Genomic DNA, 13411 nt, shown 5'->3' on the forward strand with positions numbered 1-13411 from the left:
CACCGAACCGCCCCTAGGTGAGGAGAGTTCCGATGAAGGTCCTACTGGCCGCCGTACTCACGGCGGCTGTCCTGACTGTGCCCGCACAAGCAATGGCCGAGCCTCTGGCAGTCCCCGGCCAGTCCGTGGCCATGCAGCGTGATTTCGGGCTGACAGAGCAGCAGATGCAGCAGCGGCTGGCCTCCGAGACGTCGGCCGCCAAGTTGTTGCCTGCGGCCCAGAAGGCGGCCGGCACCGCGTTCGGCGGAGCCTGGTACGACGCGGCCACGCAGAAGCTGGTCGTCGGCGTGGTCGGCTCTGCACGTGCGGCCGCGGTACGCGCCACAGGTGCGCAGGTGGCCGCCGTACCGGTTGCGGCTGCCACGCTCGACAAGCAGAAGTCAGCGGTCGACAAGCTGGCGGGCAAGGCCGTGCCGCCTGCGGTCAGTGGCTGGTCCACCGACGCCAAGAGCGGCAGCGTGGTCATCAACGTCCAAGCAGGCAAGCGTTCCCAGGCCGTCGACGCGTTCGTCGCCAAGGTAGCGAAGGCCGGCGCGGTCACGGTCAAGGAGGTCGCGGCGCAGGCGCCACGTACCTTCGCGGCCGGCACCGTCGGCGGTGACCCGTACTACGTCAGCAACATCCGCTGCTCGATCGGCTTCTCGGTATACGGCGGATACGTCACCGCCGGCCACTGCGGCCGGAGCGGCATCGTGCGCGGCTGGGACGGCTCGGACCAGGGCTCGTTCCGCGGCTGGTCGTTCCCGGGCAACGACTACGCCTGGGTCGGCACGGGCTACGGCTGGTGGACCGTACCGGTCGTACTCGGCTGGGGACAGGTGAGCGACCAGCTCGTCCGCGGGTCGTGGGAGGCGCCGATCGGCTCGTCGGTGTGCCGGAGCGGGTCAACGACCCACTGGCACTGCGGGTCGATCCTGGCCAAGAACGAGACGGTGAACTACGGCAACGGTCAGCTGTTCTACGGCGCGACCAAGACCAGTGTCTGTGCCGAGGGCGGCGACTCCGGCGGGTCGTTCATCACCGGTGACCAGGCGCAGGGCGTCACCTCCGGTGGCTGGGGCAACTGCAGCAGCGGCGGCGAGACGTGGTTCCAGCCGGTCAACGAGATCCTGCAGGCCTACGGTCTGACCCTCCACACCGCCTAGCGAAGCTGTGGGATCCCCTTGCGCACAAGGGGATCCCACACCGGTCAGCAGATCGGTACGCCGGGGAGCTGGGCGTTCGGATCGTCGATGTAGATGTTGCTGATGAAACCGTTCTGGTCCCGCAGCTTCGACCACCAGTTGTTGGTGTAGCCCTCGGCGTTCACGGTGTCGCCCTGCTTCTGGCAGAGCACCCACACCGAGGTCGGTCCGCCCAGCGTGGTCACGACCGGCGAGCTCAGGTGCGCGTCGGAGCGGACGTTCACGCCGGAGCCCCAGGTCATGTAGTTCTTGCCCGGGCCGGAGCAGCCGTTGTCGCTGGTGAGGAAGTAGGAGCCGTAGGAGCCCGGGTAGGCGAGCCCTGACCCGTTGATCACGATGTTCTGACCGACACCGTTGAGCAACTGCTCGTAGTGGATGTGCGGACCGGTGGAGTTGCCGGTGCTTCCGGTGACTCCGATCTGCTGGCCCTGCGAGACCTGTTGGCCGTTGGCGACGGAGTAGGCGGACAGGTGGAAGTAGTACGTCTTCCAGCCGCCGCCGTGCTCGATGGCGATGTAGTTGCCGGCGCCGCTCGGTTGCGAGAAGCGGTACGCCGTACCACCGGCGGACGCGAGGACCGGCGTACCGTTCGTCGTCCCGCCGTCGGCGCGGATGAAGTCGAGAGCGCGGCGGACCTCACCGGAGTGGTGACTGTAGGTCCAGCGCTGGCCACACGGGAACGGGGCCTTGAAGTTCGGCGCGGCCTGCGCCTGCGTCGGCATCGCCACCAGAGTGGCGATGCCGAGCAGGAGCGCGGCGAGTACTGCGAGAATCCTTCTGGGCGGCATGCTGCTCAGTGTCAGCCGTTAAGCAGCAACCTTCAACGGTTTGCGTCTGTAGTTAATTGTCGGCGCGGCGGGTCAGGCGGACTCGTCCGGAACCGGCTCCAGTTTCGGGGCTTCGTCCTTCTTCGTGGCCAGCGAATCGATCAGCTGCTTGGCCAGCGCGAAGCCGGAGCCGCCCATCGTGATGGTCTTCACCAGGGTGTCCTCGATGCCCTGGGCACCGTTCAGCACGACCATGTTGCCGACCTTGTCGAACGAGCTCGCCGCAGCGGTGACGATCTCCGGGTAGGCCTCGGCCAGCTGCTGCGCGACGACCGCCTCGGTGTTGGTGGCCAGCGCCTCGGCGCGCGCCTTGATACCGGCCGCCTCGGCCATCGCCTTGGCCTGGACGGCGGACGCCTCGGCCTTACCGGTCAGCTCGGTGGCCTTCGCCTGCGCCTCACCGCGGAGCTGGACCTCCCGGGCGTTCGCCTCGGCCGCCGCGATCTGCGCGTCACGGGCGGCCGCGGCCAGCGTGCGCTGCCGGTACGCCTCGGCGTCGGCCGGCTTCAGCACCGACGACTCCAGTTGCTTCTCGGCCAGCGACGCGTTCAGCTTCGCGGTCTCCGTCTCGGCGACGACGACTTCCTGGCGGGCCAGCGCCTCGGCCAGCGGACCGGACTGCGACGCCTTCGAGTTCGCCTGGTCGACCTCGGCCTGGTAGCCGGCCTGGGCGATCGAGCTCTGCCGGACGGCCGCGGCCTTCTGCGCGGCGGCGGCCTGCTCGCGCTCGGTCGCCTCCTTGTCCCGCTCGGCCTGCGCGATCCGGGCGGCGGCCTCGACGGCCGCGGCCTGCGGACGGCCGAGGTTGCGGATGTAGCCGGACTCGTCGTCGATCTCCTGGATCTGGAGCGAGTCCACGACCAGGCCGAGCTTCTCCATGTCCCCGGCCAGCGAGCCGCGGATGTTGGTGGTCAGCGTCTCCCGGTCGTGCAGCATCTCCTCGACCGTGGTGGAGCCGACGATCGCCCGCAGGTGACCAGCGAACAGCTCGTGGATGGTGCCCATCACCTGCTCGTCGCTCTGCTCCAGGAACCGCCGGGCGGCGTTCGCGATCGAGCCGTAGTCGTCACCCACCTTGTACGCCGTGACGCCCTTGATGTGCAGCGGGATGCCCTGGCTGGACACGCACGTCACGGTCAGCGGCGTCGCGCGGATGTCCAGCGGCAACCGCCGTACGGTCTGGAAACCGGGGAGCACCGCGGTGCCGCGGCCGACGACGATCTTGAAACCGAGCGTCTCGTTGACCTGGTCGGTGCTCGAGTGCGCGCCGAGGCCGGAGATGATCAGCGCCTCGTTCGGCTCCGCCACCCGCCAGACCATCCGGAACAGGATCAGAAGAACGACCACCGCGACGGCCGCGATGATCAGGTACGTCCAGAGCATTTCCCCTCCAAGGGAACTTCAATTAGATGGCGCGAGCGACGTACACGGTGCGGGGCGGATCGAAGTCGACGACGACAACCTGCGTCCCCACCTCGAGCACCTCGTCGGTCGCCGGGTAAGCGTAGAAGGCCTCGGTGGCACCCCGGACCGGCAACATCACTTCGCCGACGATCCCGGGTGCGATCCGGCCGATCACCCGCCCCCGCTTGCCTACCATGTTGCCCCTCCGACGTACCGCTGCCTGTTCCAGTTCCCGAAGCCTACGTTGTTCCCGGCCGGTGCCTGCCGGCCACGCCCCTTGTGGCGGGCCCGGCACGGCGGCATGGTTGAGGCAACGGCCTGGGGGTGGGGAGGGGCCATGGGCGAGAAGGTCCGGATCGAGGTCGTCGACAGCGGCGTCGACGAGGAGCGGCTCGAGGTGCTGGCGCTGCTGTTGCGCCAGGAGTTGCTGATGCTCGACGTACGGTCGGTCGAGCCGTACGGCGAGGGCGCGGCGCCGGAGGGTTCGAAGGGCGCGCTCGCCGCTGTGGCCGGCGTACTGAGTGTGTCGCTGGCGCCCGGTCTGCAGGCGATCGGCGGGGTGGTCGCGGTGATCCGGGAATGGCTGCGCAGATCCGGCAGCGGGCGGTCCGTGAAGGTCACGATCGACGGCGACGTGATCGAACTGACCGGCGCCTCCGACGCGATGCAGCAACAGTTGATCGACACCTTCGTACGACGGCACGCCGGAGCGGATGTGTGACATGCCCGGCGCGCGGATCGCCCTGGTCGTGGCCAACGACCATTACGACGACCCCGGACTGCGCAGTCTGGTGGCGCCGGCGCAGGACGCGGCCGCGCTGGCCGAGGCGCTGGCCGATCCGTCGGTGGGCGGTTTCGAGGTCCAGGTCCTGCGCAACGAGTCCGCGCAGGGGATCCGGGTCGCGGTCGAGGACTTTTTCGCCGACCGGCAGCCCGAAGACCTGTTGCTGCTGCACTTCTCCTGCCACGGCCTGAAGAACGCGGCGGGCGAGCTGTTCCTCGCGGTCGCGGACACCAAACCTGCCCGGCTCGCGTCGACCGCGGTGGCCGCGGACTTCGTCAACCGGCAGATGTCGGACAGTCGCGCGCAGCGGATCGCCTTGTTCCTGGACTGCTGTTACGGCGGCGCGTTCCCGCGCGGCATGGTCGTGCGTGCAGCCGGTGAGGCCCAGGTACGGGACGCTTTCGCCGGACAGGCCGATGTGGGCGGTGGCCGCGGCCGGGTGGTCGTGACGGCATCGAGCGCGATGGAGTACGCGTTCGAGGGCGGACAGTTGGCGACGGACGCGACGCCGACGCCGTCGGTGTTCACCGGTGCCGTGGTCGACGGGCTGACGACCGGGGAGGCGGACCGGGACGGCGACGGCTGGGTCGGTCTCACGGAACTGGTCGGGTACGTGACCGATCGGGTCCGCCGGGTGACGCCGAACCAGAACCCGCAGATGTGGACCTTCGGATCGCAGGGCGAGCTGCTGATCGCCCGCAGCCGGATCCGCCGGATCACTCCCGCTCCGCTCGCCCCGGCACTGCTCGAGGCGATGGAGAGTCCGTTGCCGGCAGCAAGGTTCGGTGTGGTCGACTACCTGCGCGAACGGTTGTCCGACGCCGACCTCGGGCAGGCCTACGCCGCCTGGCAGGCGCTGCACCGGATGATCGACGACGACAGCCGCCGGGTCTCCGACGCGGTAGCCGAAGCGATCGCCGGGGCCGAGCTGGTCGTCACGCCGCCCGACGTGGAGCTCACCGGCGAGACGGCGGAGCTGCGGCTCGAGGGGCCGCCGATCGCCTTGACGGCCTCGGCGTCGGCGAGTGCCTCCTGGCTGAAGGTCGAGCAGGACGGTGCGATCGTCCGGGTCCGCGCCGACGGGGCGGGCGATGCGTCGGTGATCCTCAGCGGGCCGATCGGCGAACGCAGGATCCCGGTCCGCGCGACGCTGCCGGACACCGAGTCCGAACCGCCGGCGCCGCCGCCCGAGCCGGAGCCGGAGCCCGTACCCCGGCCGGCTCCGCTACCCGAGCCACCACAGACCGAGCCACCACAAACCGAGCGACTACAGACCGAACCGGCACAGACCGGGCCGGTTCCCGAGCTGTCCGTTGAGTCAGTGAAACCTCCTGGGTGGCTGATCGCCGTACTGATCGTCGGGTCGGGGCTCCTGATCGGGATCAACTGGCCGGGTGCAGCCGAGTCGAGCAATCTCTGGTACGACCCCGAGACCACCGGCTGGCACGTGTATCGGACCTGGCACGATCCGGTCTTCCTGTCGTCCGTCACAGCACTCGTGGTGAGCCTGATCTCCCGGTGGGCGGGACCTGTCGCACTCGGTGTCGTCGCAGGCGCGTCGCCGGTGTCCTCGAGGACGCGCTCCTGATCCTCGGTGCCGGCATCTGGGAGAACGACACCGAGACACCGTGGTCCTGGCTCGCGGTGCTCGGGATCGGCTTGGTCATGGCCGCCGTACTCCTCGTCGTGCTGTGGCCCGAGCGATGGCGCATCCGGCCGGTGCCGGTCCCGAGCGCGGCCCTGGTCGTTGCCGGCGGCATCCTGGTGCTGGCGAGCGGGCTCATCAATCATCCAGACGGCTTCGCCTTCGTCGACGTCACGGTCCTGGCCGTGCTCGAGCCGCTCGTGGTCGTCGCCCTGGCCTGGCTCGCGCTGGCCGCAGTCGAGGCACGCGCCCTGACCTGGCTTGCGGCCACAGCGACGACGTACGCCGTGATCAGCGCGATTGCCGCCATACCTGCGCTGACCGGAGGGAATGCACCGGTTGCCTTCCTCGCCGCGCTGCTGGGCAGCGCGGCGATCGTAGCCGGAGTTCTCAGCCGCGTACTGCGCCTTCCGTCGCGCCCTTGATGAACTGGCGGGCGAAGAGCGCGAAGACGATCACCAGGGGCACCATCGCCATCAACGCGCCGGTCATCACCATGCTGTAGTCCACGCCGTGCGACCGGTTCAGCGTCGACAGCGCGACCTGCAGTGTCACGTGGTCCGGGTTGGTCAGCACGATCAGCGGCCACATGTAGTCGTTCCAGGAACCGACGAACGTGAAGATGCCGAGGAACGCCAGCGCCGGCCGCGCCGACGGCAGCGCGACGTGCCAGTACGTTCCGAAGAAGCCGCAGCCGTCCAGCGTCGCGGCCTCGATCAGCTCGTCGTGGATCGAGTTCTGGAAGTACTGCCGCATCCAGAAGATGCCGAACGCGTTCGCCGCGCCGGGGATGATCAGCGCCTTCAGCGAGCCGACCCAGCCGAGGATCGCCATCGTCTGGAACTGCGGTACGGCGGCCAGCTGCGCCGGCAGCAGCATCGTCGCGAGCAGGATCACGAACAACGCGTTCCGCCCCGGGAACCGGAACTTCGCGAACGTGAACGCGGCCAGCGAGTCGAAGAACAGCACCAGCAGCGTGGTCGAGATCGCCACGACCGCGGTGTTGGCCATCGACTGGAAGAACGCGACGTTCTCGAGCACGTGCCGGACGTTCTCACCGAAGTGCCCGCCGAAGGTCAGCTTGGGCGGGAACCGGTAGATGTCCGCGGTCGTGTTCGACGCCATCAGGATCGTCCACACGAACGGGAACATGAACACCAGCAGCGCCACCACGAGCGCCCCGTGCAGCGCGAGCCCGCGCAGCCGGTACCGCGTCATCGATCCTCACCCCGTCCGCGGAAGATCCGCCAGTTGATGGCCGTGAACAACAGCACGAGCGCGAAGATGCTCAGCGCGATCGCGGCGGCGTACCCGTAGTCGTTGTCCAGGAACGCGGCCCGGTAGAAGAACAGCACGACCGTCATCCCGCTCTGCCCGGTGCCGCCGCTGTTGCCGACCATCACCTGCGGCTCGGTGAACGTCTGCAGTCCGCCGATCGTCGACATGACGACGGTGAACAGTACGACGGGACGCAGCTGCGGCAACGTGATGGAGAAGAATGTGCGGACCGCTCCCGCCCCGTCCACCTTGGCGGCCTCGTACTGGTCCTTCGGGATCGCCTGCAGGCCGGCCAGGTAGATCAGCGTGTTGTACCCGACCCACTGCCACACGATCATCGTGGAGATCGCGATCTTGATCCCCCACGGCTGCCCGAGCCAGTCCTGCTGCGGGATGCCGAGCGACCGCAGCGCGGCGTTCACCAGACCGAAGTTCGTGCTGAAGATCGAGCTGAAGAAGATCGCCATCGCGACCAGCGACGTGACGTTCGGGATGAAGTACGCGATCCGGTAGACGTTGGTGAACCGGACCGCCGACTGCAGCATCACCGCCAGCAGCAGCGCGAGCACGAGGGTCGGGACCGTCGACATCAGGAACAGGACGACGGTGTTCTCCAGCGATTGCCAGAACGTCGGGTCCTTGACCAGGAACGCGAAGTTGTCCAGGCCGGTGAACCTGCGGGCGCTCAGACCGTCCCAGCGCTGGAACGCCAGCACGATCGTGGACAGCATCGGGTACAGCCCGAACACCGCGAACAGGACGTAGAACGGCGAGAGCGCCAGGTAGAACCGCCAGTACGACCAGACCCGCCGCCGCTGACCGGTCGATGCTCCGGTCAGCGGCGTCGTCCGCATCGTCGTTACCTGGGTCACTGCACTCCCTGGCGCTTGGCGATCGCCTTCGCCTTCGAGACGGCGGCCGACCAGGCCGCGTCCGAGGTCTTGGCGCCGGTCTGCACGGTCTTCAGCTCGTCGTGGAACGGCGCGGCGACCGAGTCGTCGAACGGGCTCTGGTACGCGACCGGGATCTCCTTCGCGGCCGGGCCGAAGACGTCGATCGGGACCTGGCCGCCGAAGAACGTGTCGGCCGCCTTGAGCTGCGGCTTGTCGTACGCCGCCGGCGTCGACGGGAAGATCTGCGCGTCCGCGAACGCCTTGGCCTCGTTGTCGGGGCTGAGCATGTACTTGATCACGTCGAACGCCTTCTGCGGATCGGCGGCGTTCTTGGTGATCGCGAGGAACGAGCCGCCGAAGTTCGCCGCACCGCCCGGGGTCGGCGCGAGCCGCCACTTGCCCGCGGTCTTCTTCACCGCGGACTTGATGTCCAGTGCGACCCAGGCGGCGCCGATGTGCGCGGGCACCGTGCCCTGGTCGAGTCCGGCGTTCCAGTCCGGGGAGCCGCTCGGCGTCTTGCCGTCGATCTTCATCGTCATCGCCTTGACCGAGGTGTCCCAGGCCTTGCGGATGTGGTCCTGGTCGCCGATGAACTTGTTGTCCTTGGAGATGTACCGCTCGGTGCCCTGGCCGACGACCATGTCGTAGAGGTCGGTGGCGTCCCAGACCAGCAGCGCCTTCGGGTTCTTCGCCTTCAGCTGGACACCGGCGGCGAAGAAGTCGTCCCAGGTCTTCAGCTGCTCGGCCACCTTCGCGGGGTCGCTCGGCAGCCCGGCCGCAGCGAAGATGTCCTCGCGGTAGAACAGCGCGGTGGGACCGACGTCGATCGGCAGGCCGATGACCTTGCCGTCGAGTGTGGTGGCCTGGTTGACCTTCCACTCCAGGTAGTCGCCGAGGATCGAGTCCGCGCCGACCGTCTTCAGGTCCACGAACCGCTCGGCCTGGGGCAGCAGCGACGCGATGTCCTCGCCCTTCAGGCCGGTGATGTCGGGGATCGACGTACCGCCGTTGAACGTGGTGATCAGCTTCTGCTTGAAGTCGCCGCCGATCTCGGAGTACTTGATCTTCGGGTCCGGGAAGTGCGCGATCGTGTCGTCGAGCACCGACTTGCCCAGACCGCCCGGCCAGCACCACATGGTGAGTTCGGTGGCGACGTTCTTCTTGGTGGACGTGCCGCTGTCCATGCCTGACGAGCAGCCGACCAGCGACCCGCCCGCTACGGCTGCGAAGCCCCCGAGCAATGTCCGACGTGAGAGCTCCATGGTTCTACCTTCCTGAGTGTGCGCTGATCAGCGCCTGGAGGTGGTGGTCTTCGGGATGCCCCGTGTCGAGCAGGGCCTGCCAGGCCACGAGGTCGGCCCAGCGCGGTGCGGCGTCCGCACCGCCCAGCCGGGTGACGGAGAGCGCGGCGGCGAGTGCTGCGAACCGCACCCGCTGCGCCAGCGGCAGCTCCCAGAGCGTGGCGGCGATGAAACCGGCGGCGAACACATCACCCGCCCCGGTGGTGTCCGCCGCCGGAACCGCATACGCGGGTACGGCGACCTGCTCGCCAGTACTCGCGTCGAGTGCCATGGCGCCCGCTGCGCCGTTGGACACGACCACCAGCGGCACCTGCTCCGCCAGCCGGCGCATGGCCTGCTCTGGTGAGTCCGTCCGCGTGTAGTGCATGGCTTCGTCCGCGTTCGGCAGGAACACGTCGCAGTGCTGGAGCTGGTCGAGCACTGCCGGGTCCCACTGCTCGGTCGGGTCCCAGCCGACGTCTGCGAACACCACGCTGCCGGCCGCCTTCGCCTTCGCCAGCCACTCGTTCGGCCAGGATCCGATGTGGGCGGCGACGGCTCGAGCAGCCGGCGGCGTGGTGATCAGCTCGTCGGCCGACAGCAGGGGAGAGGTGCCCCTGGTGACCAGTGCCCTGTCGTTGTCGTAGGCAAGGGCCACCGTGAGAGGGGTCTGCCAGCCGGCGAGTCTTCGGGAGAGTGTCAGATCGATGCCCTCGGCGGTCAGGTACGTCCAGACCCGATCGCCGTCCGCGTCGGCCCCGAAGGCCGCGGCCATACCGGTCCGCAGCCCGAGCCGGGCGAGGGCGACCGCGAAGTTCGCGATGCCGCCCGGGCTCTCGTGGGACTCGGTGGCCCAGACCTCGGTGCCGGGACGCGGCGCGGTGGGCAGGCCGAGCACCAGGTCCTGGAAGACCAGACCGGACACGACCACGTCCAGTTCATGCATGCTGCGCCACACTCCTGCAGGCTCGATCAAACTCGTTCACGAATCTAAAAGCGGTTGCGCAGGATCCGCAATACCTGATCACAAATTTGACTGAAAGTGACAGAGTTTGCGTGATACGGTCTGCCTGTGTTGCCGAAGCAGCGTCAAGATCAGATCGTCCGCGCGCTCCGGGCCGACGGGGCCGGGGGCGTCAAGGTGCTGGCCGGGAAGCTCGGCGTCAGCGAAGCCACCATCCGGCGCGACCTCGAGCAGCTGCACGCCGAGGGTCGCCTGACCCGGGTGTACGGCGGTGCGCTCGCGGTCGACGGCGGTGACGAGCCGTTCGCCGACGTCAACGCCGTCCATGCCGAGGAGAAGGACCGCATCGCGCGTCGTGCGGCCGAGCTGGTCACCGACGGCGAGTCCGTGCTGCTGGACATCGGTACGACGGCGCTCCGGGTCGCACAGCACCTGCACGGGCGGTCGTTGACCGTGGTGACCAGCAACCTCGCCGTACTGGAGGAGCTGCAGTACGACGAGCAGATCGAGCTGATCGTGCTGGGTGGGTTCGTGCGGCGCAGCTACCGGTCGCTGGTCGGCTACCTGACCGAGGAGAGCCTGCGGCAGATCCACGTCGACTGGCTGTTCCTGGGGACCAGCGGGGTCCGTCCGGACGGCCGCGTCATGGACAGCACGATGATCGAGGTGCCGGTCAAGCGGGCGATGATCAACGCCGCCGAGCGCGTGGTCCTGCTCGCCGACCGGACCAAGTTCCCCGGGCACGGTGTCGCCCGGGTGTGCGAGCCGGGGGAGCTTTCCATCGTCGTCACCGAGCCTGACTCCGACCCGGCAACCCGTGCCCAACTGAGCGAAGCAGGAGTAGAGGTGGTTCTGGCGTGAAGCTGACGATCCTGGGTGGGGGCGGCTTCCGGGTACCGCTCGTCTACCACGCCCTACTGGGCGACCGAGGCCCCGGCCGCATCACCTCGGTAGTCCTCTACGACACCGACCGCTCTCGGCTCTCAGCAATCGCCGCAGTCCTCCAACAGCAGGCCTCCGGCGCTCCTCTCGACCCACCTGTCGTCACCGCGACCACGGACCTCGACGAGGCGCTCCGCGGTGCGGACTTCATCTTCTCGGCCATCCGGGTCGGCGGGCTCGAGGGGCGCACCGTGGACGAACGGGTCGCGCTGGACCTCGGCGTACTCGGCCAGGAGACAGTCGGCGCCGGCGGCATCGCCTACGGCCTCCGCACCCTCCCCGTCGCCGTGCAGATCGCCCAGCGCATCGCCGCGGTCGCACCGGAAGCGTGGACCATCAACTTCACCAACCCGGCCGGCATGGTGACCGAGGCGATGATCCCGTACCTCGGCGACCGCGTGATCGGCATCTGCGACTCCCCGTCCGGTCTGGGGCGCCGGGCGGCGCTGGCACTCGGAGTGGATCCGTCCAGCGCGTTCTACGACTACGCCGGTCTGAACCACCTCGGCTGGCTGCGAGGGCTGCGGTCCGGCGGCGTGGACCGGCTGCCGGACCTGCTGCAGTCGGCTGACGCGCTGGCCTCGTTCGAGGAGGGCCGGCTGTTCGGTGTGGACTGGCTGCGGTCGCTGGGCTCGATCCCGAACGAGTACCTGCACTACTACTACTTCGCGCGCGAGACGCTGGCCGCCGTACAGGGGGTGCGGCAGACGCGTGGCACGTTCCTGCTGGAGCAGCAGTCCGCGTTCTACGCCGAGACCGGGCAGCACCCCGAGCAGGCGCTCGAGCTGTGGCAGAAGACCCGGGCCGAGCGCGAGTCGACGTACATGGTGGAGAGCCGTGAGGTCGCGGACGCGGGGGAGCGGGACGAGCGCGACATGGCGGCCGGCGGGTACGAGCAGGTCGCGCTGTCGCTGATGCGGGCGATCGCCCACAACGAGCGGGCCTCGCTGATCCTGAACGTCCGCAACCGCGGCGTACTGCGCCACCTCGACGACGACGCCGTGGTGGAGATCCCGTGCACCGTGGACGCCAACGGGGCGCTCCCGGTGACCGTGTCCCAGCTCACGGACCACCAGGCCGGCCTGATCTGCTCCGTGAAGGCCGTCGAGCGCTCCACCATCGAAGCCGCCACCGCGGCCTCCCGCTCGGCGGCGCTGAAAGCGTTCGCCAACCACCCGCTCGTAGACTCGGTGACCGTGGCCCGGAACCTGCTGGAGACGTACGTCGATCAGCTCCCGAACCTCGCGTACCTGCGCCCGTGACGCCGATTGGTCCGAGCGGTGCCGAATCTGGCACAATGGCCTGCTGAGTCCGTCCTGGTTCGTGCAGCCCTCTAACTCCACCGCCAGGCCGGCCCATCGAGTCACACTCCGTTGTCCCCACGACGCTGTGCTGCTCACCCAGTCTGTAATTCCAAGGGAGACCACCCGAAAGTGGCAGTCAAGATCCGTTTGAAGCGCATCGGCAAGAAGCGCACCCCGCACTACCGCATCGTCGTCATGGACGCCCGCACCAAGCGGGACGGCCGGGCGATCGAGGAGATCGGGATCTACAACCCGAAGACCGAGCCGTCGTTCATCCGCGTCGAGTCGGAGCGGGCGCAGTACTGGCTGGGCGTCGGCGCGCAGCCGAGCGAGGCCGTCGAGGCGATCTTCAAGGCCTCCGGCGACTGGCAGAAGTTCAAGGGCCTGGACGCCCCGGCGCCGCTGCGGGTGGCCGAGCCGAAGCGGGACAAGCAGGAGATCTTCAACGAGGCGCTGGCCGAGGCCCACGGCTCGCTGAAGACCGAGGCCGTCACCGCCAAGAAGACGGCGAAGAAGGCTGAGAAGAAGGACGACGTCGCGGAGGCCCCTAAGGCTGACGAGGCGAAGGCCGACGAGGTCAAGGCGGACGAGCCGAAGGCCGAAGAGGCCAAGGCCGAGACCACCGAGGCCTGACGATGATGGAGACCGAGGCGCTCGAGCACCTGGTCCGAGGCATCGTGGACAACCCCGACGACGTCAGCGTCCGGGCCCGGAACCTGCGGCGTGGCCGCACCCTCGAGGTGCATGTCCACCCCGACGACATCGGCAAGGTGATCGGCCGCAACGGCCGCACCGCCACCGCGATCCGCACCGTCGTCGGCGCCCTCAGTTCCGAGTCCTCGCTGCGCATCGACTTCGTCGACGAGTTCAACCGGCGCCCGCGCCGCTGACTCGATAGTCCTCGAA

The 13411-nt window shown here is 68.7% G+C and carries 15 protein-coding genes; 8 read left to right on the forward strand and 7 right to left on the reverse strand.

Going from position 1 to position 13411, the window contains the following annotated elements; all coding sequences use genetic code 11:
* Positions 1 to 32: 32 nt before the first annotated feature.
* Positions 33 to 1145, forward strand: a complete 1113-nt coding sequence (locus E0H92_RS30645; protein WP_131498698.1) for a S1 family peptidase — start codon at positions 33 to 35, stop codon at positions 1143 to 1145.
* Positions 1146 to 1189: 44 nt separating this feature from the next.
* Here the strand turns inward: E0H92_RS30645 and E0H92_RS30650 are convergent, their stop codons facing one another.
* The 3 genes from E0H92_RS30650 to E0H92_RS30660 form a co-directional block, all read right to left on the reverse strand.
* Complete coding sequence (locus E0H92_RS30650) at positions 1190 to 1972, reverse strand: peptidoglycan DD-metalloendopeptidase family protein (RefSeq protein WP_131464000.1); 783 nt, start codon at positions 1970 to 1972, stop codon at positions 1190 to 1192.
* 72 nt (positions 1973 to 2044) lie between these two features.
* Positions 2045 to 3394: a flotillin family protein gene (locus E0H92_RS30655; protein WP_131498699.1), complete on the reverse strand. Its 1350-nt coding sequence runs from the start codon at positions 3392 to 3394 to the stop codon at positions 2045 to 2047.
* A gap of 22 nt (positions 3395 to 3416) precedes the next feature.
* Positions 3417 to 3611: a hypothetical protein gene (locus tag E0H92_RS30660; RefSeq protein ID WP_130387656.1), complete on the reverse strand. Its 195-nt coding sequence runs from the start codon at positions 3609 to 3611 to the stop codon at positions 3417 to 3419.
* Between the two features lie 141 nt (positions 3612 to 3752).
* Here E0H92_RS30660 and E0H92_RS30665 point away from each other — a divergent pair, with 141 nt between their 5' ends.
* From E0H92_RS30665 to E0H92_RS30675, 3 genes are read left to right on the forward strand one after another with little or no spacing between them, the layout of a single operon-like run.
* The gene (locus E0H92_RS30665; RefSeq protein WP_131498700.1) at positions 3753 to 4136 is read left to right on the forward strand and encodes a hypothetical protein; all 384 of its coding nucleotides are present in this window, start codon (positions 3753 to 3755) and stop codon (positions 4134 to 4136) included.
* A 1-nt stretch (position 4137) separates the two neighbouring features.
* Positions 4138 to 5787, forward strand: a complete 1650-nt coding sequence (locus E0H92_RS30670) for a caspase family protein (RefSeq protein WP_165550110.1) — start codon at positions 4138 to 4140, stop codon at positions 5785 to 5787.
* Complete coding sequence (locus E0H92_RS30675) at positions 5718 to 6269, forward strand: hypothetical protein (protein ID WP_131498702.1); 552 nt, start codon at positions 5718 to 5720, stop codon at positions 6267 to 6269. Before E0H92_RS30670 ends, E0H92_RS30675 begins: the two co-directional genes overlap by 70 nt.
* Here E0H92_RS30675 and E0H92_RS30680 read toward each other — a convergent pair.
* Genes E0H92_RS30680 through E0H92_RS30695 form a run of 4 tightly spaced genes read right to left on the reverse strand, consistent with a single transcriptional unit; the run spans position 6235 to position 10241 of the window.
* Positions 6235 to 7062 carry a carbohydrate ABC transporter permease gene (locus E0H92_RS30680; protein WP_131498703.1) on the reverse strand — a complete coding sequence of 276 codons (828 nt, stop codon included), beginning with the start codon at positions 7060 to 7062 and terminating at the stop codon, positions 6235 to 6237. The genes E0H92_RS30675 and E0H92_RS30680 overlap by 35 nt on opposite strands.
* Positions 7059 to 7976 carry a carbohydrate ABC transporter permease gene (locus tag E0H92_RS30685; RefSeq protein WP_131464266.1) on the reverse strand — a complete coding sequence of 306 codons (918 nt, stop codon included), beginning with the start codon at positions 7974 to 7976 and terminating at the stop codon, positions 7059 to 7061. The genes E0H92_RS30680 and E0H92_RS30685 overlap by 4 nt, the downstream gene beginning before the upstream one ends.
* A gap of 14 nt (positions 7977 to 7990) precedes the next feature.
* Positions 7991 to 9277, reverse strand: coding sequence for an ABC transporter substrate-binding protein (locus E0H92_RS30690; protein ID WP_131464010.1), 1287 nt, complete (start codon positions 9275 to 9277; stop codon positions 7991 to 7993).
* Positions 9278 to 9281: 4 nt separating this feature from the next.
* Positions 9282 to 10241: a carbohydrate kinase family protein gene (locus tag E0H92_RS30695; RefSeq protein WP_131464012.1), complete on the reverse strand. Its 960-nt coding sequence runs from the start codon at positions 10239 to 10241 to the stop codon at positions 9282 to 9284.
* Positions 10242 to 10367: 126 nt separating this feature from the next.
* Between E0H92_RS30695 and E0H92_RS30700 the strand changes: the two genes are divergently transcribed.
* The 4 genes from E0H92_RS30700 to E0H92_RS30715 all read left to right on the forward strand — a co-directional run bounded on the left by E0H92_RS30700 (position 10368) and on the right by E0H92_RS30715 (position 13395).
* The gene (locus E0H92_RS30700) at positions 10368 to 11120 is read left to right on the forward strand and encodes a DeoR/GlpR family DNA-binding transcription regulator (RefSeq protein ID WP_131464014.1); all 753 of its coding nucleotides are present in this window, start codon (positions 10368 to 10370) and stop codon (positions 11118 to 11120) included.
* Entirely contained in the window at positions 11117 to 12463 is a 1347-nt protein-coding gene (locus E0H92_RS30705) for a 6-phospho-beta-glucosidase (protein WP_131464016.1), read from the forward strand. The genes E0H92_RS30700 and E0H92_RS30705 overlap by 4 nt, the downstream gene beginning before the upstream one ends.
* A 171-nt stretch (positions 12464 to 12634) precedes the next feature.
* Positions 12635 to 13138 carry a 30S ribosomal protein S16 gene (gene rpsP / locus E0H92_RS30710; protein ID WP_131464018.1) on the forward strand — a complete coding sequence of 168 codons (504 nt, stop codon included), beginning with the start codon at positions 12635 to 12637 and terminating at the stop codon, positions 13136 to 13138.
* 5 nt (positions 13139 to 13143) lie between these two features.
* Positions 13144 to 13395: an RNA-binding protein gene (locus E0H92_RS30715; RefSeq protein WP_131292053.1), complete on the forward strand. Its 252-nt coding sequence runs from the start codon at positions 13144 to 13146 to the stop codon at positions 13393 to 13395.
* The last annotated feature ends 16 nt before the right edge of the window (positions 13396 to 13411 follow it).

The organism is Kribbella speibonae (genome assembly GCF_004331375.1).
GTDB lineage: Bacteria > Actinomycetota > Actinomycetes > Propionibacteriales > Kribbellaceae > Kribbella > Kribbella sindirgiensis.